The sequence below is a fragment of the Methanolobus profundi genome, assembly GCF_900114835.1.
Taxonomy (GTDB): domain Archaea; phylum Halobacteriota; class Methanosarcinia; order Methanosarcinales; family Methanosarcinaceae; genus Methanolobus; species Methanolobus profundi.
In genome coordinates, this window is the sequence record NZ_FOUJ01000002.1 from 282,324 (window position 1) to 308,988 (window position 26,665).

At 43.9% G+C, this 26,665-nt stretch carries 30 protein-coding genes and 1 tRNA gene; 11 read left to right on the plus strand and 20 right to left on the minus strand.

Going from position 1 to position 26,665, the window contains the following annotated elements; all coding sequences use genetic code 11:
- Nucleotides 1-47 precede the first annotated feature (47 nt).
- The 5 genes from BM008_RS06630 to wrbA all read right to left on the minus strand — a co-directional run bounded on the left by BM008_RS06630 (nucleotide 48) and on the right by wrbA (nucleotide 7,773).
- Complete coding sequence (locus tag BM008_RS06630) at nucleotides 48-4,289, minus strand: alpha-2-macroglobulin family protein (RefSeq protein ID WP_091935106.1); 4,242 nt, start codon at nucleotides 4,287-4,289, stop codon at nucleotides 48-50.
- A 141-nt stretch (nucleotides 4,290-4,430) separates the two neighbouring features.
- The gene (locus BM008_RS06635) at nucleotides 4,431-5,708 is read right to left on the minus strand and encodes a hypothetical protein (protein WP_143072297.1); all 1,278 of its coding nucleotides are present in this window, start codon (nucleotides 5,706-5,708) and stop codon (nucleotides 4,431-4,433) included.
- A 161-nt stretch (nucleotides 5,709-5,869) separates the two neighbouring features.
- Complete coding sequence (locus BM008_RS06640) at nucleotides 5,870-6,331, minus strand: hypothetical protein (RefSeq protein ID WP_091935111.1); 462 nt, start codon at nucleotides 6,329-6,331, stop codon at nucleotides 5,870-5,872.
- A gap of 66 nt (nucleotides 6,332-6,397) precedes the next feature.
- Entirely contained in the window at nucleotides 6,398-7,084 is a 687-nt protein-coding gene (locus tag BM008_RS06645; RefSeq protein ID WP_245747942.1) for a hypothetical protein, read from the minus strand.
- A gap of 71 nt (nucleotides 7,085-7,155) precedes the next feature.
- Nucleotides 7,156-7,773 (minus strand): NAD(P)H:quinone oxidoreductase, encoded by a 618-nt coding sequence (gene wrbA, locus BM008_RS06650; RefSeq protein WP_177187992.1) that lies wholly within the window; start codon nucleotides 7,771-7,773, stop codon nucleotides 7,156-7,158.
- A 183-nt stretch (nucleotides 7,774-7,956) separates the two neighbouring features.
- On the opposite strand from wrbA, the gene BM008_RS06655 reads away from it, so the two are divergent.
- From BM008_RS06655 to BM008_RS06670, 4 genes are all read left to right on the plus strand, one after another.
- On the plus strand, nucleotides 7,957-8,352 hold the full coding sequence (locus tag BM008_RS06655; protein WP_091935117.1) for a hypothetical protein: 396 nt from the start codon (nucleotides 7,957-7,959) through the stop codon (nucleotides 8,350-8,352).
- A gap of 19 nt (nucleotides 8,353-8,371) precedes the next feature.
- Nucleotides 8,372-8,581 carry a helix-turn-helix transcriptional regulator gene (locus BM008_RS06660; protein ID WP_091935119.1) on the plus strand — a complete coding sequence of 70 codons (210 nt, stop codon included), beginning with the start codon at nucleotides 8,372-8,374 and terminating at the stop codon, nucleotides 8,579-8,581.
- 17 nt (nucleotides 8,582-8,598) lie between these two features.
- Nucleotides 8,599-9,144, plus strand: a complete 546-nt coding sequence (locus BM008_RS06665; protein ID WP_091935122.1) for a molybdenum-dependent transcriptional regulator — start codon at nucleotides 8,599-8,601, stop codon at nucleotides 9,142-9,144.
- Nucleotides 9,145-9,253: 109 nt separating this feature from the next.
- A complete protein-coding gene (locus BM008_RS06670) occupies nucleotides 9,254-9,469 on the plus strand; it encodes a hypothetical protein (protein WP_091935125.1) in 216 nt (71 codons plus the stop codon).
- Nucleotides 9,470-9,476: 7 nt separating this feature from the next.
- Here BM008_RS06670 and BM008_RS06675 read toward each other — a convergent pair whose 3' ends face one another.
- The 10 genes from BM008_RS06675 to BM008_RS14875 all read right to left on the minus strand — a co-directional run bounded on the left by BM008_RS06675 (nucleotide 9,477) and on the right by BM008_RS14875 (nucleotide 17,985).
- A complete protein-coding gene (locus tag BM008_RS06675; protein WP_091935128.1) occupies nucleotides 9,477-10,592 on the minus strand; it encodes an SO_0444 family Cu/Zn efflux transporter in 1,116 nt (371 codons plus the stop codon).
- 5 nt (nucleotides 10,593-10,597) lie between these two features.
- Nucleotides 10,598-10,945 carry an ArsR/SmtB family transcription factor gene (locus BM008_RS06680; RefSeq protein ID WP_091935131.1) on the minus strand — a complete coding sequence of 116 codons (348 nt, stop codon included), beginning with the start codon at nucleotides 10,943-10,945 and terminating at the stop codon, nucleotides 10,598-10,600.
- Between the two features lie 45 nt (nucleotides 10,946-10,990).
- Nucleotides 10,991-11,794 (minus strand): energy-coupling factor transporter transmembrane component T family protein, encoded by an 804-nt coding sequence (locus BM008_RS06685; protein ID WP_091935133.1) that lies wholly within the window; start codon nucleotides 11,792-11,794, stop codon nucleotides 10,991-10,993.
- A complete protein-coding gene (locus tag BM008_RS06690) occupies nucleotides 11,757-12,590 on the minus strand; it encodes an ATP-binding cassette domain-containing protein (protein WP_091935136.1) in 834 nt (277 codons plus the stop codon). Before BM008_RS06690 ends, BM008_RS06685 begins: the two co-directional genes overlap by 38 nt.
- Nucleotides 12,575-13,396, minus strand: coding sequence for an energy-coupling factor transporter ATPase (locus BM008_RS06695; protein WP_091935139.1), 822 nt, complete (start codon nucleotides 13,394-13,396; stop codon nucleotides 12,575-12,577). Before BM008_RS06695 ends, BM008_RS06690 begins: the two co-directional genes overlap by 16 nt.
- Nucleotides 13,397-13,402: 6 nt before the next feature.
- The gene (locus tag BM008_RS06700) at nucleotides 13,403-13,945 is read right to left on the minus strand and encodes a biotin transporter BioY (protein ID WP_091935142.1); all 543 of its coding nucleotides are present in this window, start codon (nucleotides 13,943-13,945) and stop codon (nucleotides 13,403-13,405) included.
- 193 nt (nucleotides 13,946-14,138) lie between these two features.
- On the minus strand, nucleotides 14,139-15,755 hold the full coding sequence (gene thsA / locus BM008_RS06705) for a thermosome subunit alpha (RefSeq protein ID WP_091935145.1): 1,617 nt from the start codon (nucleotides 15,753-15,755) through the stop codon (nucleotides 14,139-14,141).
- Between the two features lie 219 nt (nucleotides 15,756-15,974).
- Nucleotides 15,975-16,388, minus strand: coding sequence for a hypothetical protein (locus BM008_RS06710; RefSeq protein WP_091935148.1), 414 nt, complete (start codon nucleotides 16,386-16,388; stop codon nucleotides 15,975-15,977).
- A 150-nt stretch (nucleotides 16,389-16,538) separates the two neighbouring features.
- The gene (locus BM008_RS06715; RefSeq protein ID WP_091935151.1) at nucleotides 16,539-17,531 is read right to left on the minus strand and encodes an aspartate-semialdehyde dehydrogenase; all 993 of its coding nucleotides are present in this window, start codon (nucleotides 17,529-17,531) and stop codon (nucleotides 16,539-16,541) included.
- A gap of 298 nt (nucleotides 17,532-17,829) precedes the next feature.
- Nucleotides 17,830-17,985 carry a hypothetical protein gene (locus BM008_RS14875; RefSeq protein ID WP_177187993.1) on the minus strand — a complete coding sequence of 52 codons (156 nt, stop codon included), beginning with the start codon at nucleotides 17,983-17,985 and terminating at the stop codon, nucleotides 17,830-17,832.
- Nucleotides 17,986-18,184: 199 nt separating this feature from the next.
- Between BM008_RS14875 and BM008_RS06720 the strand changes: the two genes are divergently transcribed.
- Nucleotides 18,185-18,472, plus strand: coding sequence for a hypothetical protein (locus tag BM008_RS06720; RefSeq protein WP_091935153.1), 288 nt, complete (start codon nucleotides 18,185-18,187; stop codon nucleotides 18,470-18,472).
- A gap of 51 nt (nucleotides 18,473-18,523) precedes the next feature.
- Here the strand turns inward: BM008_RS06720 and BM008_RS06725 are convergent, their stop codons facing one another.
- Nucleotides 18,524-19,393 carry a ribonuclease HI family protein gene (locus tag BM008_RS06725; protein ID WP_091935156.1) on the minus strand — a complete coding sequence of 290 codons (870 nt, stop codon included), beginning with the start codon at nucleotides 19,391-19,393 and terminating at the stop codon, nucleotides 18,524-18,526.
- A 206-nt stretch (nucleotides 19,394-19,599) separates the two neighbouring features.
- On the opposite strand from BM008_RS06725, the gene BM008_RS06730 reads away from it, so the two are divergent.
- Nucleotides 19,600-19,854 carry a hypothetical protein gene (locus BM008_RS06730; RefSeq protein ID WP_091935159.1) on the plus strand — a complete coding sequence of 85 codons (255 nt, stop codon included), beginning with the start codon at nucleotides 19,600-19,602 and terminating at the stop codon, nucleotides 19,852-19,854.
- Nucleotides 19,855-19,872: 18 nt separating this feature from the next.
- Here BM008_RS06730 and BM008_RS06735 read toward each other — a convergent pair whose 3' ends face one another.
- Nucleotides 19,873-20,688, minus strand: coding sequence for a HEPN domain-containing protein (locus BM008_RS06735; RefSeq protein ID WP_091935161.1), 816 nt, complete (start codon nucleotides 20,686-20,688; stop codon nucleotides 19,873-19,875).
- 119 nt (nucleotides 20,689-20,807) lie between these two features.
- Between BM008_RS06735 and BM008_RS06740 the strand changes: the two genes are divergently transcribed.
- The gene (locus tag BM008_RS06740) at nucleotides 20,808-21,068 is read left to right on the plus strand and encodes a hypothetical protein (RefSeq protein WP_091935164.1); all 261 of its coding nucleotides are present in this window, start codon (nucleotides 20,808-20,810) and stop codon (nucleotides 21,066-21,068) included.
- A gap of 70 nt (nucleotides 21,069-21,138) precedes the next feature.
- Here the strand turns inward: BM008_RS06740 and BM008_RS06745 are convergent, their stop codons facing one another.
- Together BM008_RS06745 and BM008_RS06750 are read right to left on the minus strand one after the other, a co-directional pair.
- Nucleotides 21,139-21,996 (minus strand): hypothetical protein, encoded by an 858-nt coding sequence (locus BM008_RS06745; protein ID WP_143072298.1) that lies wholly within the window; start codon nucleotides 21,994-21,996, stop codon nucleotides 21,139-21,141.
- A 122-nt stretch (nucleotides 21,997-22,118) separates the two neighbouring features.
- A tRNA-Arg gene (locus tag BM008_RS06750) sits at nucleotides 22,119-22,190 on the minus strand.
- Nucleotides 22,191-22,334: 144 nt separating this feature from the next.
- Between BM008_RS06750 and BM008_RS06755 the strand changes: the two genes are divergently transcribed.
- Both BM008_RS06755 and BM008_RS06760 read left to right on the plus strand, forming a co-directional pair.
- Complete coding sequence (locus BM008_RS06755; protein ID WP_091935170.1) at nucleotides 22,335-23,519, plus strand: redox-regulated ATPase YchF; 1,185 nt, start codon at nucleotides 22,335-22,337, stop codon at nucleotides 23,517-23,519.
- Nucleotides 23,520-23,548: 29 nt separating this feature from the next.
- Nucleotides 23,549-24,208 (plus strand): undecaprenyl diphosphate synthase family protein, encoded by a 660-nt coding sequence (locus BM008_RS06760; protein ID WP_177187995.1) that lies wholly within the window; start codon nucleotides 23,549-23,551, stop codon nucleotides 24,206-24,208.
- Between the two features lie 6 nt (nucleotides 24,209-24,214).
- Here the strand turns inward: BM008_RS06760 and rimI are convergent, their stop codons facing one another.
- Complete coding sequence (gene rimI / locus BM008_RS06765; protein WP_091935634.1) at nucleotides 24,215-24,640, minus strand: ribosomal protein S18-alanine N-acetyltransferase; 426 nt, start codon at nucleotides 24,638-24,640, stop codon at nucleotides 24,215-24,217.
- Nucleotides 24,641-24,713: 73 nt separating this feature from the next.
- Here rimI and BM008_RS06770 point away from each other — a divergent pair, with 73 nt between their 5' ends.
- On the plus strand, nucleotides 24,714-25,214 hold the full coding sequence (locus tag BM008_RS06770) for a DUF5817 domain-containing protein (RefSeq protein ID WP_091935175.1): 501 nt from the start codon (nucleotides 24,714-24,716) through the stop codon (nucleotides 25,212-25,214).
- 162 nt (nucleotides 25,215-25,376) lie between these two features.
- On the plus strand, nucleotides 25,377-26,648 hold the full coding sequence (locus BM008_RS06775) for an ATP-binding protein (protein WP_091935178.1): 1,272 nt from the start codon (nucleotides 25,377-25,379) through the stop codon (nucleotides 26,646-26,648).
- Nucleotides 26,649-26,665 lie beyond the last annotated feature (17 nt).

A 26,665-nucleotide genomic window follows, 5' to 3' on the forward strand; every position in this document is an offset into this window, starting at 1 on the left:
GGAAGGGAGAGAGGTCATCCCTTCCATTATTCACTTCCTTTATACACTCAGACCACGGTCACATTCATTCCCTTCACCTCAGCCACAACCTCTGGATTGTAGTACGAATACGCTTTACTCTCTGATACAACAGCCTTCACAGGGAACAGTGCCTGAACCTGCATGCTGAAACTCAGCACCTCGCCGGGCTGCATGTCATCGATATAGAATATGACCTTCCTGCCTGCGATCTCGTAGCGGGTTATCTTATCCTCGTTCTCTTTGGTAGCCTCAAGACTTGAAGAGACCGGACTAAAACCAGTGGGAACCGCAAGGTCAACTATCATCATTCCACTTGAACTCACACTGCCATCGATACCCTGAATGCCATTGTACTTCACAGTTGCATTCACAGTGACGATATCGTTCACTGCAACATCGGTGGAATCATAGTCCACATCCAGTTCGATCTCATCGTACTCGATAGCATCCGGCAGAATGACGTTGAAGCGCCTTACAAGCTGGTAGTTCAGGTCACCGGTCCCATCCATCTCAAGAGTGATACTGGATGTTCCCTCGGGGATCTCGATTATCTGGACCACATCGAAGTTCTGCTGGTTTACATCCACCGACCTTATCTCAGTTCCGTCAGTAATCACATGCACCGTTGCATCGATATCCCTTCCTGCAGATGCTGCCGCGCTCATCAGTGCCCTGAAAGCCATGACGGTGTCCTGAGTACTGGAGAATCCTCCGTTGGAATTGCGCTGTGCAGCTATCCATTTCAGTGATGATATCGCTGTGGGGTTCTTTGCCTCGATAAGAGCAAGGGTTGCGTATGCGGTTGTTTCCACATTCTTGCTGGATGGTGCTATGTAGCTGTAACCAAAGTCATCGTATGGCATTGGAACTGCGCCGTCACCATATCCCCAGTAGGTGCCGTCATCATCCTGCTTTGATATCGCCAGCAGGTCGTTCAGTGCTTCATCAGCGAACGGACTGTCGAGTTTCTGCAACGCAAGGGTGCCGATAGCAAGAGCATACGGGTCTTCCTGGTCTGCAAGGTTATCCTCAAGATACTTCTGTGCGTTTGCCATGACAACAGGACTTACAGAACCATACTCATCCAGTGCCAGGGTCGTGTATGCTGTCAGTGCATAGGTGCCGCTGACACCACCCATCATGTCCTGATGGATAACAAAACCGACCTGCTCCCATGAACCATCCTCCTGCTGATGGGATTCGATCCAGTCAGCAGCCTCGGAAAGGATATTCTCATCGATCGTGGTCACATCCCTTGCAGCACTGAACTGGGACAGCACGAATGAAGTGAGCCAGAGACTTCCGCTCTCATCACTCTCACCAAATGCTGAGAAGGAACCATCACTGTGGCGGTATGTCAGTTCACGCTGGTAACCGGTGATGATATACATCTCGGCCTTTGCCCTCACTTCCGGATTGTCCTGACCTGTTGCTTTCAGATATCTCAGAACCTCCACATCGGTGGAGAAGAGCATCATGTTCTGTTCACCACAGCCATAAGGCATACCGAGCAGGTCATCCACTCCGCTTATGCTCTGTGCCACGATGCTCGGGGTGAAGCTCACAAGCACCTTCCCGGAATCCGGAACAATATCAACAGGTAGTGTTGTATCAAGTTCCACTGAACCATTGTTCAGAACTCCATTGTCAACAAGCTCACGGGTAGCGCCCTCTGCTTCAACAATGATATCCTTCCTGACAGCATCCGCCCTCTTTGTGGTCTGACCTGTGATCTCAACTAATTGTTTTCCAACCTCTGTCGGGCTTATCGTGAAACTGGCATATCCAACACCATTGGCATCAACGGTCACGGTCTGCACATCATCACCAATGATATCGAACCATTCCGCACCTGATAGTGTCAGTTTGACATCCTGCTCTGTGTCCAGATAATTGTAGACCTGCACCTGTACAGGGAACTCTTCACTCCTTGTTACAGAATATGGCAGATCCGGGTCAACAAAGAAATCCTGGAACACCGTCAGGCTGGATTCAGATATACCGATTCCCTCAGGACCTGAAGATACTGCATGAAGTCTCCATGTAGTGATGCTGTCAGGTGCTGTCAGGTCCACACTTGCAAGACCTGCATCGTCAGTGAGAAGCTCAGGCATCCAGACCCAGGTTTCAGGGAAGAACTGGCGCACACGCTGAACTTCTGCGAGTTCTTCATCTGTGTTAACACTAGAGGAAGTGAGCTCATATCCAGATTCCGCATCCATCGCAGGCATTTCTTCCACTGCCTCTTCTTCCACTACCATGTCATCCATAGCCACATCCACTTCCATTCCAAACCCTGCAAATTTACCATTATCAATCGCCATAGATTCAGAACGTGGAACCTCTATTCCCGGCGAAGCCATTACCACCATTCCGGCATTCTCCAGCGTATCATAGGCACCTTCAGAATACCAGTATGGGTGTGATTCTGCCTGCGGTTCCATGAAACGCTTTTCAAGCTCATCGAATACCTGTTTGAGATTCAGCCTGCCCTCGCTGAGCGCATATACAGACTCATCCACGATGGAGAATCCTATCATAGACTGGCTTCCGGCATCGAAGTCAACTGTAACATCATCCCCCGGTTCTGCCATTTCACTGCTGAAGGAGCTTGAAAGGTCGATCTGTGTGGAGAATTCCACATCGAACGGAAGTACATCCACAGAAACCTCGCTATTTGGATTTATCATGTAGGCAACGACCTTTGCCTGTGGGCTCATCTGCGGTGTCACTGGTATGCTGATTTCATTTTCATCGCTGGTAGCAGAATATACGGTCCTGCCATTGGCGAAGACATCATAATACACAGTACCCGGATTTGTGGAGTAGACATGGAAAGATATGCCATCTCCAACTTCCGGCACACCGTCGCTGGTCTGGGTGATATGGATGAAGCTGGCACTTGGAGAATAAGCTGCATTCAGTGATTCACTGGTCCAGGCATTACTGTCATCAATATATGCATCCATATACAGGTTGGTACTGCCATTTGGGATATCCAGTTCAATAAGCGCAATACCATTCTCCGTTGTAACTGTCATTTCATCTTCTGTATATTTATAGGAGTCATCACGCAGTCTGGTGTCCACTATGACCTCAGTATCCACAGGTTCCCCTCCCGGGTCCTTTGTTACAACAAGCACCTGCAATGGCATTCCTGGTTTTATGGTACTTGATTCAGGTATAAGCTGAAGGACTATCGGTGACCCGGATATAGTAAGCAACTTATTGGTGCTCTCACTGTGATTGCCCGTATCTGTGACGGTCACGTTGAGCATGAGACTTGCCTGCCCGCCTGCACCGTATGTACCGGCTGCATATTCCACCTCAGGAAGCTCGAACTCGATCAGGCCATCCTCAAGTGTACCGGAAAATGTTGCATATTGCTCCCATTCACCAACATAACGTGAAGCTTCAACCAGAACATCGCCCTCTACTTCCTTTCCGAAGAAATAGTTGGCTGATACTGTACCTGTGATCCCATCGGATACAAGGAACCATTCCTGTGGTGTTTCCAGTGAGACATCGAACTTAGGAAGCACATATTTGTCTACCTGAATGTCGACATTGGAACTTGAATCGCCTGCCGTTGCAACCATCTTCCATGTACCAAGGTTCAGTTCTGATGCCAGAGGAAGGTCGAAAGAAGCAACACCATATTCATTGGAGTCCAGTTCCTCTTTGAATACTTTGATGCCTTTTGCATCTGTGATCTCCACAGTGATGTTCTCCTGCACAGGAACAAGGTTATTGTTCAGGGAGAGGATCCTTCCATGGATCGTCTGTCCGGGTTTGTAGATCGGCTTATCGGTCTCAATAAAAAGAGGATTGTTTCTTACCACTTCCACTGTTGCCTTGAATTCGGTATCGAACCCTGATGGTTTTGCAGTGAGCACATAACTGCCTTCCTCAACATCAGGCACTTCAAAGGAAGCAACAACATTCCCATCCTCAGATGTTGATGCCTGTATGAGAGATATCTCATTGTTGTCCTCATCAGTAAGAGTGTATTCCACACAGCGTACCACCGGTTCACTATCAGAGAAAGCCGCCATGGTCACTGAACTCTCCCCTCCTGAGAAAAGCATCTTCGGTGCAAGTATCAGGAACTCATCTCCTGATGAAGAAAGCTGATCGGTGCATGGACCCGCTATATTCGAAGGCATGACTGAATCGAGAGTGTCGCCTCCGATACACCCCGAGATAATAACTGCAAATAACGATACCAGAACAATTAATGTTCCTGTTTTCTTTCCTGTAAATTTCATGATACCACTCCAGAACGGGTATTGTTTTCCTGTTACAGGATTTGGAGTGGAACTGTATATACTTTGCTTAAACTTCAAAGATGTTCGTAGTTATGTGGAGGAGAGCAGGGTGGTTTTGAAAAACAGAGAATAATAAAAAAACTAAATTTCTGTTATTTCCCAATGATCATACATCTCAGCAATATTCACAGACACTCCATCACCCCTTACTGCTGTTGTATCGTTTATCATTGTGAATTTGCCCTGATATGCACCCGTTATAATATCCCCATTCAGGAAAAGTAACACATTTTCACCATATTCAAATGATGGAGTATCTTCGACCCAGATGGAATCATCACCTACAGTACCTCCCTCAACCCTTATTACCCACTCCTGAGTATCATATTCATTTTTAAAATACCTATTAACATGAATTCCAATGTCAGTATAGATCATATCTTCAGTTCCGATGTTCAGTTCACTACCAGGTTTATCAGGTCTTTGTCCGTCAGGAGTATTCCATCTTGACGGATAAGCACCTGTGACAGTTCCTGCAATAATAAGGAATGAACAGGAATCCAATTCTTCAATACTTACAGATTCAGCTATTCCTGAAACTTCTACGTTTAACCCTTCATGACCGGAAACTGATTCTAAGTGAATAAACTCTTCAAATTCTGCCAGATCAATAGAAGAATCAACAATTTCATAGGGAACGTCAGCTATCTCTATTGATTTATTGTCAACAATGCTGACACGGGAAAAACCACCTGAATAATTATATAAATAAATGAAATATCGATAGCCACCAATAAAAGGTTCTTCGGCTTCTACCAGCTTATATCTGCCAAGATCAGAAAGTAGTTTTCTGATCTCGGTTATATTGTCAGTACTACCAGATTTCCTGCTCATTCCATTTACAATTGACACTTTTGTCATTTCGTATGTATTAATGTCTATAAGAGAACTGATACTGATGTTTCCTTCTTCATTTCGTTTAACAGGTAAATCCAGAGGATTTATGAGCCCTCTCAGTTCAGTCATATTGATGTGTGTGTTGTTGACCTTATAGTAAACTCCATCAATTTCCAGAAGGTCGTCCTGAATTATGCTTAAATTATAGATTTCAGTTGAATTATGGTAAAATGTAAGAGTATAATAGGTTCTGCTTGAAACCGATCCAATACCTATTTCTTCTAAATTGAGTGTATCAAGAATTTTAATCAATTTATCAATGGTTTCTTTATCCCCGATTGTAACCAGTTCATCATTTAATCCGTTTCTGGCAGAAACACTGGTAATATCATAATCATCAATACCGGTTAACATTGTCACTGTATTGTTTTCGGTTTCTTTCTGCTCGGCTATGCAACCTGAAAAAAAGAGTGAGCTGCACAAAAGAAAACATAAGATAAAATAGCTCATTATTTTGTTCATTCCAATCATCACTACCAAAGCTGAGAGAAAACAACTCTAAAGTTACAGCATCATATACTAAAAATTAGAGAATAGTTTAAATTAATTATGGCCATGCCTCCAACTGAAAGGTTCAATCGGTTTCTACAAAGACCTAAAAACAAAGCTATCACATTTTGAATCTACAGAATAGTGATATTATCAATCCTGGCAAACCGATACCTTGGTATTTTACATTTAACTTTGTTATCGATCTTTACTTTGTTGAAGTCTTCCAGACTAACATAATAAGTGCATGTTTCACCTTCATACACACCATTAGCAGGGTCATCAGAGATGAGCCTTACACCAACATAGTAATCAACGCTGGCATATTTCCGTTCCAGAAACTCTTTCAGAGAATCATTTACATAGAGATTCATATCGCCCTGAGTGAAAAACGGTTCAAAGTCTTCATCGTCTGCAAGTATCCATGACTCAGCAGGATGCGGGGCGTTGAATATACTATCACAGGTGTTTCCATAATATCCATTGATAACTTTGTGTTCAACCACACCTTCTACTTCAACCGGAATCACATAATAGACCAATGATAGGGAAAAAATAATGAGTGACAATAATAGCATTTTCTTAAATGTGCTCATACCCAGCCTGCCTTTTAGAGTACTGCGAACTGATTTTTAACTACTCCATATCTACTGTTTTTTCTATCAAGAAGAAATCATTTCAACTAATTCTTCCTGACTTATAGTTCCATGTACACCTACAGCAGTTCCATCATCCATTATTGTCAATTTGCCCTGCGCTGAACCGGTGACAAAATAATGTTCCGGACCCAGGTCCTTTGTGTACTCCCAATCATCTTCGATAAGATAAAGGAAGACCTTTTCTTCGGTCTGGAAAGAGGGTTCATAATCGGCCGTGCTAACATCTCCATCAACGGTTCCCGTGAACACACGCACTACAACTTCATCTGTCGCTGACGAACTCTTCAGATATTCATCAACGGTGATCACAACATCAGTGTAGATCACATCATACCATTCAAGATCATTACTAGAATTATGCGGTCTCTTGCCATCTATAGTATTCCATTTGCCCGGAAGAATCTCTTTTACTGTGCCTGCAATGATCAGGTCTGACTTCCTACTCAAATATTCATAGCTCACTTCTTCGATCTCAACATAAGATTCTCTTGTAAAACCTTCCGACCCATTGAGATCGATAGTAAGCTCTCCATGCCCTCCAAAAGTATAGACAGGTCCATTAATATCGGTATTATGTAAGGAACTGCCCCCATAGAGTATGAGACCCCCAGCATAGAATATGCCCACTAATATCAATGAAAACATAATTGACATAGCCAAAATTGACTTCATTGTCATTTCTTTCTTCATGACAATCTACTAAGCAGCGCGACTATATAAATTTACATCGATGTCACCAAAAATAAATCATTTTATAGGGATTATTCCCCTACCAGCTTCTTTGCGATCTCAGCAACATGCCTGCCCTGAAACCTCGCGATCCCAAGCTCATTCTCACTTGGATGCCTTGTATCAGGACCACTGCCAGCAATTGTAGAAGCACCATAGGGACTTCCACCTGTGATCTCATTAAGGACAGACTGCCTTGTTTCCGAATATGGAACACCCACCAGTATCATTCCATGATGCAGCAGAGTAGTGTGGAAACTCAATATCGTTGATTCCTGACCGCCGTGCTGGGTGCTGCTGGATGTGAAGACACTGCCAATTTTTCCGATGAGCTCACCCTTTGACCAGATACCTCCTGTCCTGTCAAGAAAAGCACGCATCTGTGCAGCCATCATTCCAAACCTTGTGGGAGTGCCAAAAATGATGGCATCTGCTTCTGTGAGATTCTCTATTGTTGCAACGGGGATGTGCTCAAAGCTCTTTTTGGACTCTGTTGCTCCCATCTTTTCCAGTATCTCCGGTGTAAAGGTTTCCTGTATCTGGTACAATCCGACATCTGCACCTTCAACTTCTCTGGCACCTTCTGCCACTGCTTCAGCCATCTTATAGTTGTGACCGTACAAACTGTAAAAAATAACGTTTATCTTCATGATCCCACTTCCTGGCCTGTAAAGAACGATAACATATACAGTGCTGAATATGGGTCGATCACACGATAAATAGTTTATTGGTCATTCGAATAATGAATGATCTTAAATAACAAATGTTAGATATAGATAACATAGTAATACTTATTTCTAACATAATGTTAGAAATAGATTAGAGGAAATCGAATGGAAAAGCTGGAAAGATATATAAAGATCAGTTACACCCTGTCATTGATATGTATCATAGCCGGAATCGTGCTGATCGCAATTGTTGAGGACTACCATCAGACAGGGATCAGCCTGATAAACATAGGGTCGATAATCCTCTTTGTCACTTTCATACGGGCAAAGAGATATCGTAATGGTCCTGTAAAAGATGAGAGGACAATAAAGATAGGAGCTTACGGACTTTCTTACTCATGGCTGATAACTTTTATCCTTATATCGCTCTTGTTCTGGGTAGAGGAGTTCGGACTGGCACAACTAACAGTGAAAAATGTACTTGCAATACTGATGGTCACAATGCTGGTCACCGCAAAAGGTATCCAGTGGTATCTCTTTAGAAAAGGGGATATCGAGTGACCGAACAAGGGATGATAGGATGAGAACAAGGATCAAGGAACTCAGGGCCAGATATGATATGACCCAGGAGGACCTTGCAAAGAAAGTTGGTGTCAGGCGGGAAACAATAGGTTTTCTGGAAAAAGGGAAATACAATCCCTCACTAAAACTTGCATATAAAGTGGCAAATACCCTGGAAACAACGATAGACGAACTGTTCATCTTCGAGGACTCGGACCTTGAACAATGAGCGGGAGGGAGAGAAACATGGAAGCAAAAACAAAAGTATGGCTTGCAGAGGATGGAAAACCACTGATAGGAGCAGGTAAAGTGGAACTCCTTAAAACCATAGATGAGGAAAGATCACTTCGCAAAGCCTGTATGAAAATGGATATATCCTACAAACATGCCTGGAACGTTCTCAACAAGATAAGTGAAAGACTGGGCAAGGATGTGGTCAAGACCGTCAGAGGAGGAAAGGATCAGGGAACATTCCTCACCGAAGAAGGACGCAGACTAATAAATGAATATGAAATGAACAGGAAATTCATCAACAGCACTATGGAGGATGAAGGATCCTGGGAGAATATCGGACTTGCAATATCCGCACGTAATAAGATACCCGGGAAAGTCGTCAGTGTTGACAAAGAAGGTATCGTTGCCAGAGTTAAGATAGAGATAGACCCAAGTGCACTTACATCCGTGATAACTTCCGAAGCCATCGACAGACTTGATATCAAAGAAGGTGATGAAGTATTTGCCATAATCAAGTCGACTGAGGTCCTTATTGGGAAAAAGATGAAAACTGAATAAAACTTATTTTTTTTAGATTTACATTCAAAAACCGTATATACTTTAAAGTCCCAATTATTATTGCATATATCTCAGAGATATATCCATACAATTTGAGAATGGGGACGTTATGCCTAAAAAGGAAGATTTTTCGTGGGAGAATGGCAAGATCAAAGAAGCAGGAACCCTTGGAAAAATAGTCAGTATACCTACTCAGGAAGAAGAGTTAGAAAAGGCTGAGAATATCAGACCAAAAAGTGATGATCTGGAAGACGTAGTTGTGGATGAGTTCAAAGAAAAGATGGCTGAGATCCTTTCAAGAGAACTCCACAAAAAAAGAAAATAACTACATCTCACACTTTTGATCTCTTTTGCCGATATACACCATATACCATTAAAGGTACTAGCAACAGTGCAAACGCTGTTTTTACTTCCGGGGCTAATACATCACTGGCACTGCCAACGATGGAACTCACTTCTATGCCCAGCCTGACATAGATGACATCGAGCAGTAGTCCAAATGCCAGTGAACACAACGCGATCATTGAAAGATAAATGGTTGCACTTCTTTTTCCCAGGAACTTTGTTACCATTGTAATAGTAGCTGCATTCGTTGCCGGGCCTGCGAGCAGGAACACAAATGCAGTTCCCGGGCTCATTCCCTTTGCTACAAGAGCTGCAGCCAGAGGTGTTGAAGCTGTGGCACATATGTATAGAGGAATACCTATGACCAGCATTATCAGCATGGAGAATACACCGCCTCCAAGGTAACCTTCTATTATCTCATCAGGGATCACATAGGTGATCACACCTGCAATTATGATACCAAGGACCAGCCAGCTGGTAATATCTCCCAGGAGTTCAACGAAAGAATACCTGAATGCTTCCCTGAGCTTCTGGACCATTGAGGCATTTTCATCAAGAGCAGGACCAGTGTGGCAGCCACAGGAAGAATCACTGCATGCAGCCATTGGCTGAGCCATGAGGAGGTTACTCTTTTGCGGGACTGGCTCCTTCTTGCTGGCGGCCCTTTCACCAAGTATATTCTCAGTAACACCAGTAAGCAAAGCAGTCACCATGGTGGCTATCGGACGGAATATGGTCATAATAGGATCCAGCAATGCGTACGTTATAGCTATAGAATCCACTCCGGTCTCGGGTGTCGAGATAAGGAACGAGAGCGTTGCTCCTTTTGTAGCACCTCTGTTCTTCAGTGAGAGGGCAGTAGGAACCACACCACATGAACAAAGCGGAAGAGGAATACCGAAAAGTGATGCATTCAGAGCTGATCTGAACTTACCTGCAGACTTACCAAGATGCTTCAATATCTTCTCATCAGGTACAAGCACATGCAAAAGACCTGCAACAGCAAAACCAAGGAACAGATATGGTGCTGCTTCCTCGAACAGCTCCCATGATGCTACTGCTACCCCGATGACAACTGATACCACCTGATCTGATAATGTCATTTATATCATTCCTCCACGTGTTCCCTGCACATTGACATGAACGTCTCTACATGTTCGTCAGCCAAATGATAGACCGCGAACCTTCCTTCTTTTTTCACTCTTACAAGATCGATCTGCCTGAGATTTTTCAGACTATGCGATATCGCAGACTGTGATATACCAAGTGCATCCTCGATCTCTTTCACACACATCTCACCCTGAAGGAGAAGGAACAGTATCTTCAGGCGTGTGGTGCACTGGAGAGCATTGAATATCTGGCACATAGAGGATATCGACCTTTCAGAAGGCAGTTTCCTGACCTTCTCATTGATGAGAGTATCATCTGCACAAGTATGTTCCAGCTTTATTACCATTATGAATATATGAGCATATGTTCATATATTAATATTACCCCATGGTCACAATACTGTTAAAAACAATATAAGAAATACGAACATGGCAAAAGATACATGGTCCTTACCCGTGAACTTCATCTCATGCATGGAACTACGTCCTGTACTTTGATAACAACGGCTTTCCATGGCAAGCGCTACCTCTTCCACCCTTCTTACAGAGCCGCTCACCAGCGGAACGACGATCGAGAATATGGCTTTTACAGGTTCCTTTCTGATATCCAGACCCCGGGATATTTGGGCTTCTCTAAGGCTTGTGAAACTATCATAGAACATTGGTACAAAATAGATAGACAGTGACATCATCATTGCCATATCGTGTGATGTGATACCGACATATCTCAATGGCAACGGACGAAGCAGTCTTTCGATGCCAGACGTTATCCGTGAAGGAGAGGTTGTAGCAGTGATAAGTGCTGCGAACAACAACAGGAAGACAAATCTAAGAGTAATGGTCGTTCCAAGTAGCAAACCCTCATATGTGACCGACAGAGAACTGAAATGCCATACTTCCCTGCCTTCTGTGAAGAACAACTGCATCAGGAAAAGGATAGCAAAAAAGAAAAGCATTGGACGGACCGAGCGAACAAAATGTCCCAATGGCAACCTACACGATAGGACAAGAACTGTAAAAACAAGTGCTATAAAAAACATGTCTGCAAAAGATGAAGCATCAAGAATGCAGAAGCTCACAAGCATAAGACCAATGATCTTTGTCCTTGGATCAAGCCTGTGAAGCACAGAGTCACCGGGAACAAAAGACATGAAAAGGTCATTCATCCTGACCAGCTCCTCTTTTCTCAAGTGCATTGACTATCTCTTCAAAGGCATCATCAATAGACAGTATATCATCACGCACATCGAAACCTTCCCGGATGAGGTCTTTCATCAATAATGTGATCTCAGGCAAAGGTGAACTTACTGAGCGGACATACTCCACCGGCGTGCCATTAAAGCTTACCCAACCATTGTCAAGAAGTATCACTTTATCTGCAAGCGGGAGGAATTCACACACCTGATGCGAGACAACAACCACTGAGATACCGGAGAGGTGTAGCTCTTTCAATGTTGCAAGCAGGGATGAACGGTTCTCCGGGTCCAGACCAGATGTCGGTTCATCAAGGATAAGATATTCGGGCTGCATTGCCAGAACCCCGGCAAGTGCCACAAGCCTCATCTGACCTCCACTAAGACTGAAAGGTGACAGGGAACCGATATCCCTTCCAAGACCTGCCTGCTCCAGAGCATCAGCAACTCGCTGTTCAAGAGCATCACCTTTTATTCCAAAATTTGAAGGTCCGAATGATACATCCTCGAAAACCGTTCTCCCGAACAATTGCTTTTGAGGATATTGCATCAGAAGTCCTGCCTTGTGTCTGACATCCCTGTCAGTGGAAGCCATTCCACTTACTGTTACAGAACCGGACTGAGGTTTCAGGATACCATTGAAGTGGCGGACAAGAGTGGATTTTCCGGAACCTATCTCTCCCCCAATAAGAACGAACTCGCCTTTCCCTATAGAAAGACTGACATTGTCAAGAGCACGTTTTTCAAGAGAAGTACCCCTGTTATAACAAAAGCTCAGGTCTTTCACTTCGATCGACATAATACCTCCCTGAGCTCAGCCCTTGATAAAGGAAAAGATGACGGATCAGCAGGTATCAAACCCGAATCTGCAAGTCTCCTTGCCAGTTCAATGACCGGAGGAAGATCGGATCCGAACTGTTCAGGATCATTCCTGCTCAGGATCTCACGTGGATGTCCATCATGAACGATGCGACCGTTCTCCATTACAACAAGACGGTCCGCATGAACAAGTTCCTCAAGATGATGGGTCACGTATACGACAGTGGTCCCGTTCTCATGCAAGTTCTCTATCAATGACAGTATATCTTTACGGGAGCAGGGGTCCAGCATGGAAGTGACCTCATCGAACAGTATGATATCAGGTTTCATTGCAAGGACAGATGCAAGTGCAACCTTCTGTTTCTGACCACCGCTTAAGGACCTTGGAGTATGATATCTGTACCCTTCCATACCTACATTCTGAAGAGAGAGATCCACACGTTCATTAATCTCTCTTTGAGAAAGACCAAGGTTCTCGGGACCGAATGCAACATCTTCTTCAACGGTCATCCCTATGAACTGGGAACCCGGATCCTGAAAGACCATGCCTGCCGTTCGGCGTATGTCCATCAGTGATGAAGGATCGGATGTATCCATACCATTAACGACCACAGAACCCTGACAGGGAAGAAGAAGGCCATTCATATGACGTAACAGAGTGGATTTTCCACATCCGTTCTTCCCTGCTATGGCTACGAACTCTCCCTTGTTAATATTCAATGAGAGTGAGTCGATCGCCAGAGTATTGTCCGGATACCTGTATGAAATGTCCTTTATGTGGATCATGGTCCATCATATAGTGTATCTCGAGGTTATTATGGATGCTGCCAGTACTTTAAGAATAGAACCTGGAATGAACGGGAGCAATCCCAGAGCCAGGGCTTCTGTGAGTGAGAGACTTGCAATGTTCATTAGCTGAAGTATGCCCAGAAGGTAGATAACAAAGAGACCGACCAGCATGAAAAGTACATTGAAGTGTATCTTTTCCCTGCCATACCTGTCACAAAGTGAACCGATAACAAAGGCACCTAGCACAAAACCTATGAGATAACCACCTGTCGGACCGAAGAACATGCCAAGACCGGAGCTGCCTCCTGAGAATACAGGCAATCCGGCTATACCCAGAAGCAGATAGACAAGCACACTTATCGTACCCCATCTGGCACCAAGCATTGCTCCTGCCATAAGGATGAAAAGTGTCTGAAGTGTGATAGGTACAGGACTTATAGGAACAGGGATCTCAATGTAGGCACCTACTGCCATCATTGCAGCGAACATTGATGCATATACCATTTTTCTGATGTTATTATTTTGAGAATAGACTTTTTCTTCCATAAGGACCACCGGTCATGTATCAAATACCAGAATATGAGCAACGTTAACCAATATCGTTATCTCAAAAGTATTGTCAACCTTTTTAATTGCTAGTGGTTTACAAAATATATAATCCTTATGCAAGGTACATATCAGGAAGAAATGTAAGAAAAAAAGATAATAGCGTGCAGGAAGAACCTGCACAAAAGGGATATTACATATCCATATCAGGCTGTGGCATACCTGGTGGCATTGCGCCGCCTCTGCCGGTTGCAGCCACAACATCATCGATCCTGAGGATCATTACTGTTGCTTCTGTTGCTGCGTTAATTGCCTGGGTCTTTATTCTGAGTGGTTCAAGGACATTGTTCTCGTACATGTCAATTACCTTTCCGGTATAGACATCGAGACCCATGTTCTTGTTACCCTGCTCGTGCTGTGAACGAAGGTCAACGAGCTTGTCTATTGGGTCAAGACCTGCATTCTCTGCAAGTGTCTGCGGAATGATCTCAAGTGCTTCTGCGAACTTAGCTACTGCGAGCTGTTCTCTGCCCTTGAGGGTTGCTGCATAGTCCCTGAGTCTGAGTGCGAGCTCGATCTCAGGTGATCCGCCACCAGCAACGATCTTCTTGTCTTCCAGTGCTACACCGATAACACAGAGTGCATCGTTAAGTGCGCGTTTGAGACTGTCTACGATGTGTGTTGTACCACCGTGGAGAATGAGTGATGCTGTCTTCTGGTCCTTGCATCCAAGGAGGAAGGTCATCTTTGAACCGTGGAGGTCACGCTCTTCTACAACCTCTGCTTCACCAAGGTCTTCGGTCCTGATGTCAGTTACATCCTGGAACAATGTTGCACCGGTTGCCTTTGCGAGCTTCTTGAGGTCGCTCTTTGTGATCCTTCTGCATGCGTAGATGCCAGCCTTCTCGAGATAGTACTGTGCAAGATCGTCAATACCCTTCTGTGAGAATACTACATTTGCGCCACTTGCAATGATCTTGTCGACCATTTCCTTGACCATTTTCTCTTCCTGTTCGACAAAGAGGTTCATCTGGTCAGGTGAGGTGATCTTGATCTCTGCGCTCTTCTCGATCTTCTGGAACTCAATTGCGAAGCTTGCGAGGAGGACCTTTGCGTTCTCGACCTTCTTTGGCATGTTCGGCCTTACTCTTTCCTTGTCGATAACAAGACCTGTGACAAGTTCAGACTCAAGGATACTTCCGCCTTCGCGCTTCTCGATAGTGATGTCATCGACATCTACCTTGATCTCGCCATCGCTCTCTTCGACAACTGAAAGGACCGCATCAAGAGCTTTCTCTGCGAGGAAGTCCTTGTATTCGCCTGCTGCTTTTCCTGTAAGGGAGGTCTTTGCCAGCTTCATCAGGGTCTCTCTGTCATCTGTGGAGACATCGATGGTTATGGTCTTTAAGATCTCAACAGCTTTCTTTGCTGCATGTCTGTATCCACTTGCAATGATAGTTGGGTGAACACCTTTGTCAATAAGCTCTTCTGCCTTTGTGAGAAGTTCGCCTGTGAGTACTGCTGCTGTTGTTGTACCGTCACCGACCTCATCGTCCTGTGACTTTGAGACCTCGACCACCATCTTTGCTGCCGGATGTTCGATATCCATTTCCCTGAGGATGGTAGCACCATCGTTGGTAATTACGATATCTCCGAGTCCGTCAACAAGCATCTTGTCCATACCTTTTGGACCAAGGGTTGTCCTTACTGCTTTTGCAACTGCTTTCCCTGCAAGGATGTTAATGCTCTGTGCATCCCTTGCACGGGATCTGTTCCTGTTCCCTAACGCATACGTAGGCTGTCCTGCCAATTTTTAACCTCCTAATGATAATAATATAGATAGAGTGATATCTGTAAATTAAGTACTATTACTCGTACTGCTCAATCTAGATGAGAGCAGTTCTATATAAAGCTAACTGATGGAATCTCAGTATACCGATTAAAAATATTAAGGCAGGGGATGAAAGTCCCGCATCGGAAAAACATTGGATCTACGAGAAGAGGATCCCCGGATAATTATCCAGACCGATCACACGTACCTTTCATAGAGACGGTTCAAATGTAGTCGCATCATCGAATTAACATATGTCCTGTACTGGTCCTTGTCAGGTATATCAAAGATGGCAATTCCACCTGCACTCCATGAGACATTCGATATTACCATCTCCCTTCCCATATCATCGATAACCTGTTTGAGAAGTGAAAGGTCATCAACGGTCTCTCTCCAGTCACCTGCATGAACTCCTGGAGAAGCAGGGCCTGAAGCAAGTTCAAGTTGTTGAAGGATGAAAGTATACACCTGGAACAAATGAGCATCATCCTTTGTGAACCCTATCAACCCTTTTTTTGAATCCTGATCAAGAACTTTAAGGATCAATGGAACATCAGATGAACGGAACGTATTGTTGTTTATCTTTTCGATATATAGGTTGATCTCATTCATAATTTCACACCCGTGATAATACCCCATTTAAAGATGGATGTGAAAGCACATAAGAATTACCCGAATATCTCAAAAACAAATATGATCTGAACGTAAATGGAAAAAAGATGGACGATGCACTTTCAGTGCACCGGTCATATATTAGAACGATCAGAGCTTTTCAGCGATCTGAACAGCATTAAGGGCTGCACCCTTGAGCAACTGGTCACCACAGACGAAGAACTCAAGTCCGTGGTCACCAAAGACAATGTTCTGTCTGATCCTTCCAACTTCCACGTCATATTTCTTTGTAGCTGTTATTGGCATTGGATAGACATTGTTCTCGATATCGTCCTTGAGTTCCACACCTTCCACTGAACTCAGAAGTTCTTTAGCTTTAGCAGGGTCAACTGGCTTTTCAGTCTCGATGATGATGCTCTCCGCATGTACTCTCATGGTAGGGATCCTTACACATGTACAGCTAATAGGCATGTCAGGCTCATTGAATATCTTCCTTGTTTCCCAGACGACCTTCATTTCCTCACGGGTGTAGTCATTATCCTGGAAACTATCGATGTGAGGGATAGCATTGAATGCGATCGGGTAAGCGAATACCTTGTTACCTACTTCCTTTCCATCAAGGTAGTTACGGGTCTCTGCTGCAAGTTCATCCATACCTGCTGCTCCTGCTCCGCTTGTTGCCTGATAGGTGCTGATAAGTACCTTCTTGACACCGAACTCCTTGTGGAGTGTGTAAAGAGGAATGGCTGCAATAGCAGTTGTACAGTTTGGATTGGCTATGAGCTTGGACTCACCAATGGCATCTGAATTTATCTCAGGGACCACCAGAGGTACATTCTCATCGTACCTGAAAGCACTGCTGTTATCAATTACATAGCAACCTGCACTGGTAGCTTTCTCAGCGTTCTCCTGACTCCATCCACCGCTGATAGCAAAGAATGCGATGTCAAGCTCTGAATAATCTGCAAGGTCAGCATTTTCAATTGTTATTTCCCCGAATGGGGTTTCCATTGTTTTGCCTGCACTCCTCACTGATGCGAACAGTCTTAATTGTTCCACTGGAAAGTTCCTGTTGTGCAATACATCTATGATCTCTCTGCCTACTGCACCGGTGGCGCCCATGATTCCTACTTTGTAACTCATGATTATGTCATCCGTTGGGGTTCTTGAGCTCCATTAGAAGCCCAATGTAATTAAATGGATATGTGATATTCCGCAAATCAAGCGTTTTTCCTGCCAGTATCATATATATGGAATGATATGAAGATTATCCTTGGTTATACTGAAATAGCAGAAAATGAACGAAAATGGAATATATAGGGCAAAATAGCCAAAGAAGAGAAAAAAGCTATTTGATCCCGGAAAGATCAGATAGCTATTGCTTTGTTTATTGGCAAGGTCGCATTTTTAAGCGCTTGTGCCGCTTATTGGATGTGTATTATTAGTATGATACCAGTGTCTGGATGCAAGCACTTTTCACGAAGTTGATCATGTTGCATCTGAGTTTGAATTCCTGCTCAGAGAGGTCATCGGTTTCCAGATATCTGGAGAACATTTCCCTGAACTCATCAAATTTCTTTTCGTCTTGTTGTTTCATAAATTCCCCTCGAATTTACGTAGAGCATATAAACACATATTAATCTGTTTCTATTATATAAAAGTATTCTGATGCGGATTTCTATATAGACACATAGAGTATTGGAAATATAGGAAAAAATAATGTCCTTTTTCAGAGTTCTTGTCTAAAGAACAAATGATCCAGGTAGTTTTATAAGTATAGATGTCAGGTAAATAGCATGCAGGAAAAAAGATATCCAAAAGGTCATTTCATCGCCATAGGCATGCTAATAGGTCTTCCACTGGGAATTCCCATAGGCATTGCCATGGGAATAATGGCGATAGGACCGGCAATAGGACTGGCCCTGGGACTGGGTATCGGTACATATCTTGAGAAGAAGCACAATCCCAACCCTCTCCCAATGACACCTGAAGAGGAAGACCAGAGAAGAAAGATACTTGCAGTGCTTGCCGGAGTGTTCCTGCTTGGGATCCTAATGTTCATTGCTCTTTTTATGATCACCTGAGCTTATGGTCGATAAGGGATCCAGAATTATAGAAAGAAAAGTATCAGGCTTTCAGAAAGCGAAAGCCCTTCTGTTCAGATAATATTTTGCACCGCCTGAAGAATGTGTTTTCTTTTTAGCAGGTGAATTCTTTTCTTTTGTCTTAACAGGTACTTTATTGCTTGCTTTTTTCCGGCCCATACTGTCAAAGCGGACCTTTTTGACAGCAAGGTCCATGGCAAGTCCCCTGAGCATCCAACGAAGGACCTGAGCCTGATGACGTTTATTACGACCCTGCTTTCCTGGAAAGGCTTCAGCAGCTATATTAGTTGCTTTCTTCCCTGCCATCTCCTGTAATTCAAAGAGGGACCTGTCAGAGAGAACATCTCTTGAAGCCGTGTGAAGACGCTTGTACATAGCATTGGTTGGAACTGGAGTAGAGTTCATCATAGCGATATTCTTCCTTATTTTCCCTGTTGCTGGTGAATTTTGTAGATCGATGAGGACCTCACGGTCATTGGGATAAAGTATACGCACTTTCTGTTTGGTCTTGGAAAGATGGTCTGCCTGCTTGTTCTGCACCCTGGGCACCCAGCGGAAATGGATATCAAGCTCGTATTCCCGGATGATGTTGGTGATCTCAGAATAGATGTTCCAGATATCATCATCCACTATAGCGTAGATACCACGCATCTGGTTGATCACGGTCTGACTATCCCCCATCACAGTGAGAGGACCCTGACCTTTGGCTTTGACGTATTCAAGCATACCTTTTTTCAGGGCAAGATATTCTGCAAAAAGAGCGTTATTACTGGTGTCTTTTTCAAGCCGGTCGTTTCCGAGTATTGAAAAGGAGTTGTTCTGCAAGGTAACAACCCAACCTAATCCCATGCATCCACCCGGATTCGGAGTGCATGAGCCGTCGAAGGTTATTGCATCCATGTTTCTCGTACTTTAGAATGTATCTTCAGCCGTACACAGGAACTTTCCCTTGCATCATAATATTGACTTAAAAATATATAACTGTTAGGAAATGGATGTATTGGGAAATATATAGATAGAAGATATTGTTATGGACCAAAAAGATGGTGATATCACCAACAAGGTTTATGGGTCAATATTGAATATAGTATATTGGAGTGAGTAAAATGTATACAGTCTACATCAGAGCGCTGGATGGTTCGTACATAAATGTTGACCAGATAATCCAGATATATGCTACAATATTTGAGGACGAGGAATACATAATGGCAATGTCTTCCTATGAGACTGCTGATCCGATCCTGGATTATACAGGTAACAAAGATCCGGACCAGTTGATATTGAATGCACTTTCTATGATAGCAAATGCAAAGATAGAGTCACAGACCATTGGAGATGTCGTAATAGTAGACCTTGCATAACCGGTGGATAGCTAAAAACTAGCAAAAAGCCAGAAAGATCATTTCTCTCACCCGGTCGATCAGTTCTCTTGCCCCGTCTTCCAGATCAACATCATTCTCATCGGTAGTGGTACACCTATCACTTAGAACTACAAGATAGTCAATTGTCTCAAGCATTTCCTGATCTGGCTCGTTAGCCCTGCCAATATCACGGAGCCTCTGCACCATTGCAGCTATGGTTTCTTCTGGCTCAGGTTCGAGATCGTTCACCTCACACAGCATCCTCAGATATATTTCAAGAGCATCACCGGCAATTAGGCCTGCAGAACGAACGGACCCCTGCTCATACAGTCTCTCGGCTTCGTCAAGTTCAGAGTTCATCTGTTCTATTATAGACATCCTCTCATGACCGTTCTGAGCTGAAGCGATAAGAGGTAGAGGTTCCATAGAGTTGAGCATACTCACCATGACATCAAAACTGGCCCTGAATTCTTTTTTCAGGTCACTTTTCTCGTTGGAATTGCTGACAGGATCCTTCAGACCGATGAGAGAGAGCATCGTTTCATTGAAGCCTGAGAATTTGTCATATTTTGATCTCCTGCTCCTTGATGTGCTTGCCTGAATAGATTCCCTGCAAGCTTCATACCAATCCCCGTACCTCTCAAAAAGAGCACGTTGCAGAGGCTCGTTCTTAGAATTGATCAAACATATCCGGTATTCGACATTCTGTAACCCTGTTGAACCGTCATCCACTCGCTTCATCCTTTTCTGGGTGGTGCCTTCCAGCAGGTCCATATACATCTTTTCGATTATCTCAGCCTCTCTGATGCATGTGTCAATGTCCGGATGGTCCATAATATATGAATGTAAAAAATCGTATTTAAAGGAGTGGAAGCAAGTGTGACCTTTGTGAGTATGTTCAGGGACACAAACACTAAATATACACAGCCCAATTCATATTTAGGGGTTAAACTATGCAAGATCTAGTATCGATAGATATGAGCGAACGTACTACGGAACAGATCCAGAGACACATAGCCTTAATTCAGGACGATATGGAGAATTGCTGTACACCATGCCGTTGCACCTGTATTTCAGAAGCCATGCAGCAATTATACAACAACCATCCTCCTGCCAAAATTCAGACCTTGCTGATGGAATTCGAGGATAGATGTCATAGAAGACCTAATAATACGTTCTTCCAGGCACTAAAAGAGCTTCTGTTCATTGATTGAAACCACTGAAAGAGAATTCAGGCTGTCTCTTTTTTGAAAGTAGTGGTCAGCTTGTCTTTTACATATCCTGTCAGTTGTCGGAAATTGCTGAGAGGATCAGAGGAACGAAGATCCCGAAAAAGTAGCCTGTGTAATGACCGACTGAATTGACAATGGCACCGTTGCGCATGATCTCCTCAGGAACCAGAACAGGCAAGATGAATATGTAATTCAGGGTTACGATCAGTAGACCCAGGAAGTACAATTGCTTGAAATTGGGGAAACATCTCAACCAGTTCCTGATATCGAAATTCTTCTTGATGACCTCTACGATGACATCCTTTTGCAGGTAGACCAATACCAATGCGAATGTAATTATGAATATGTACTGGAACACTTGTGAAGGAATGTTCCCAAGGACCAGTAAGAGATTCATGATAACTATCAGGAAAAGGAATGTGAGGTCCATGCTCTTGCAGCAGTATTCTTTCAGGAACCTATAGACAATATATGTCAGATATCCGAACAAGGAACTGATAAGTCCTGAAAAACCCTGATATGTTGTGTTTGGCCCGATCATGCTCATAGATACGATCGATATCACCCAGGGTAAGAACAGGAACATGAACCCCGAGTACACATAGAAGTTACGTTTGTTCGTCTCAAGATTGAAGATGAGAAAACAAAGTGCCAGATAAGTAGCCAGATTTCCGGTAAAGTGTGCCAGATCATTATGTACATAATTTGAGAGAAAGAGCGAATACAGTGTTATCCTTGAAGGATACAGGATGAAATATGTCTCTTTCAAGCTCATGGGAAGATAAAAGATGAAGATCAGTAATGCCGGAACCAGCATAAAATAGAACAGACCATCCCTCTTTTTCCAGCCTGCTGAAAATAAGTACCTTGATGAAAATGATCCAATATGGCACTTTATAGTTCCTGACATTTAAAATGTATTTTAATTTAAATGTAGATATGTTTTTGGTTTTACAGAAGTTACTGAATAATCATTGATTAAAATTAAAAACATACGACATTGATATGTTGAAACAACAAAAATAAGAAGAGCGTCCCGACCGAGGATCGAACTCGGATCTAAGGCTCCGCAGGCCTCAAGGATATCCATTACCCTACCGGGACATTGGGGTTCATGCTCTAATGTCTTTCTCGCATATAAAGATTATTGGTTGGAGAATAAATAACCATGCATTTTTGGGCATTATTGCACTCAAAGATGTGTGAACGATCAATAAAAGTTAAATGCTGCAAGGCTGATTACTAATCATGTCGATGACAATAGGACTTGCAGGGAAACCTAACGCAGGGAAATCCACATTCTTTAAGGCTGCAACACTTGCAGACGTTGAAATTGCTAATTATCCATTCACAACCATCCATGCAAACAAAGGAGTCACCTACGTAAAGTCAGAATGCCCGTGTGTCAGCCGTGACAAGCGCTGTGGCAACTGTTCAGATGGCATACGTTACGTTCCTATCGAGCTCATAGATGTTGCAGGACTGGTACCTGATGCGCACCAGGGGCGCGGACTTGGTAACACCTTCCTCGATGATCTTCGTCAGGCACAGGCCATCATTCACGTCATAGACGCATCCGGTGGAACAGATATCGAAGGGAATCCTGTAGATATCGGAGACCATGACCCACTCGGAGACATCGATTTCCTCAACCACGAACTTACCATGTGGATCCATAGTATTATAATGAGGAACTGGACAAAACTGTCACGCAAGATACAGGCAGAAGGACTTAACCTCGAGCATATACTAGCAGACCAGCTCATGGGAGCAGGAGTTAACGAGCAACACATCAGTGAAGCACTCAACGAATGCAAACTTGACAGGAACCACCTCTCCACATGGAGCGAAGAAGACATAGTCCACTTCTGTGACGTTATCCGCTCCCTCAGCAAACCAATGATCATCGCCGCTAACAAGATGGACGTGGCACCACCGGAGAACGTCAGCAATCTCCAGGCACTTGAGCAGATGGTCGTGCCCACAAGCGCAGCCGCAGAACTTGTCCTGAGATCAGCATCAAAAGGACAGGCTATCAGCTACGAGCCAGGGGACAAGGACTTCACAATAATCTCAGAAAAGCTCAGCCCTGCCCAGAAGAAAGGACTTGAGAACGTACGCAGCCTGATACAGAAGACCGAAGGTACAGGTATCCAGGAATGTATAAACAGTGCCGTATTCGAGCTTCTGGACCTTATAATCGTCTATCCGGTAGAAGATGAAGGCAAGTGGACCGACAAGAACGGCCGCATGCTCCCTGATGCATTCCTCATGAAAAAAGGCTCCAATCCACACGACCTTGCATACAAGGTACACTCAGATATTGGAGACCGTTTCCTCTATGCAGTTGACGCAAAGACAAAGATGCGCCTTGGGGAGAAGCACGAGCTCAAAGACGGAGACGTTGTGAAGATAGTATCCACAGCAAAATAAGATAACTACCACAAACAGCGCTGACCACCATGAGCTTTGTCACATCCCTCTATGAGAAACACCTGCTGCAGCAGATAAAGAAATATCCCAGCCCGGAACACATGTCACTTGTGATATCCGAAGCTGACCTGCTGCAAAAGGGCGGGCTCAAAAAGCTCAGGGATTACATACTCTGGTGCAAGCAGCTCAATGTCAAGATCGTTAGTATCTACGTTGATGTCCTTGACACCGAAAAACCACTTCGTTCACAAATGATAGCACAGCTTGCCGGACAGCTTAACGATATACTGCAAAGAACACCTGAACAGATCGGCTACGATATATTCGGCGAGAATGGTGAACCCTGCTGCAAACGAAAAGGGAATGGATTTCAGGTCTATGTATCCGTAGGATTTGGTGGGCGTGAAGAGGTCACAAAAGCAGTAAAGGACATACTGCAAAAGGTGAAGGAAGGCACCATGAGACCTGAAGATATTGATGAGAATGCCATCGAATCCCGCCTTGTGGTCAAACACGAGCCAGACGTCTTCATCCGTTCAGGAGGAAGACATCTCTCCGATTTCCTGATATGGCAATCCATATACTCTGAATACTACTTCACAGATGTCAACTGGCATGAAGTAAGAAAACTCGACCTGCTCAGGATAATAAGGGACTTCCAGAAACGTCAGAGACGATTTGGAAAATAACACTTATCAGATATCCTTGCCCATCACAATGGCATTGTCATCTAAATAATAGCCGTCTACTTTTCCCTCGACCACAAAACCATTATTGGAATAGAAAAGCTGGGCACTCACATTCTTTTCTCTTACCTCAAGTGTCATCCTGTTGAAACCATATAGTCTCACAAGATCGATACACCATTCAAGCAGCTTGCTGGCAATTCCCTGCCTCCTGTGATCGCGGTGAACAGCAATGCTCTGGAGATGAGCTGTTCTTTTATCCTCAGAAGAAGCGACTATGGCATAACCAAGCACCTTATCCTCTTCATAGACAAGGAATCCCGGATTGCTAAGGTGTGCCTTGAAAAGAAAATCAGGCCATGGAACCTCAAAAGAACAATTCTCTATCTCAACGATATCAGAGATATCCGATTCCAGCGCTCTTCTGATGCTCATGTTCTCCAACCAGTTCTCCTGTCAATTATCAGTGAGAGTTACTATTTATATGATACATACTAAAAAGTTACCGATGGCATACGGCGTTATTATATGCACAAAATGCAGGAAGCAGGCACAGATAATAGAAGTAGGCAGTTCAAAGACAACACGCTGCCAGAGATGTAATGCTATCCTGAACACAAGAAAACTACGCCTTTTCTTTTCCTCAGATAATCTTGATGAAGCCATCGCGGTCAGAACCCAGATACAGGCGCAGATAGCTGACACCGGAACATATACACCCAAAAGCGAGGCAGAGGACGAGACCCCACAGCATCAGGTCTTTGGCAAGGAGATCGATCAGAAGGCAGCTTGTCTGATAGACAACAGAAAGACCCAGAAGAAAAAGAAGCCTGACGAGGTCATCATTGAGATACTCACGTCAAATAACGGAAAGATGGCACACGATGATCTGAAAAAAGCTGCTATTGCCATGGATGTGGATGAAGAGCGCTTTGAAGATATACTGAAAAAACTGTTACATGCAGGTGAGGTTTACTCACCCTCAAAAGGATCAATAAAGATCGTTTAAGTGGTCCTGAACAAACATGTGCAAACACGTAGAGACCACTATTTTGCAAAAACAGTAAATATATTCACTGAGAGTATACAAAAAATATATCTAAAAAGATGTATAATATGTAATGTCTGAATGGTTTGCTTTCGATTAAAAATGATTTGACCTGGTATGATTATGTCCGATATAACCCTTGATATTGTGGAACTGCTACTGACAGCACAAATATATAACAAATATTCAGAGATGGATGCAAGTGACCTGCCCAAAGATATACGTAAGTATTACTGGAGCCGGGATCAGAGAAATGTTCCAAGACCTATAAGAGTTACTGCGGCAGATGTCGAGAAGATACTTGGCGAAGAGAAGCTCGACAGCAAGATCAGAGCACTCCCCTTTGCGAACATCGATGATCAGGAATTCTCTGCAAAGATCACAGCACTTGACGTAGGAGCAGAATGGTTCCAGAAAAAGGATGAGAAACGGGACAGAATATCACACAATCCGGTCCTTGCATTCTTTTACGAGAAAAAGAAGACCGAAGGTGCAGACTACACCAGTGCCAGGTCCAGAGTAAGACCAAAAGAGGTCGACAGGGAATGGATAGAATCCCTTATAGCTGATATCGAAAAGGAAGAAGGCGGTACTGACATGCTCAAGCTGGCACAGATCAGCGCACCTGAAGATATACCACAGAGCATGAATGACTTTGTCCTCACACACGAACAGGAAGAGGAAACAAAGAAGATAGTCAAAGCCATCCAGTACAGAGATTACCTGAAACACATCGGACTCTATGATGTTGGTAAGGTGCTCATGGTAGGACCACCTGGTACCGGAAAGACATCACTTGCCAAGGCAATGTCAGAACACCTGGCTATTCCTTTCGTTGAGGTCAGACTTTCAATGATAACGGACCAGTACCTTGGAGAAACAGCAAAGAACATCGACAGGGTGTTCAATCTGGCAAAGAAATTAAGTCCATGCATTCTCTTTATCGATGAGTTCGATTTCGTGGCAAAGACACGTTCATCCGATGAACATGCAGCTCTCAAAAGAGCGGTCAACACACTTCTCAAGGCCATTGACAATATAAGCCTTACAACTGACGGAGTGCTTCTTCTTGCTGCAACCAACCACCCCAAGATGCTAGACTCCGCAGCATGGCGTCGTTTTGATGAGATCATGAAGTTCCCGTTACCTGATGTAGAGATGCGTAAGAAGATACTCGACATTGTCACAAAGGAGATCAAAGGTGACTTTGACACAGCAGAGATAGCAGCACTCACACATGGTTACAGCGGATCCGACCTGAGAATGGTCATTCGTGAAGGTGTGCTCACCGCACTTATGACAGAAAGAATGGAGCTCACGCAGAAGGATATGCTGAATGCAGTGGCATCATTCGATGAAAGAGCTGTCATCAAGACCAACGAATACGAAGAATAGTCCTTTCAGGTCAACTC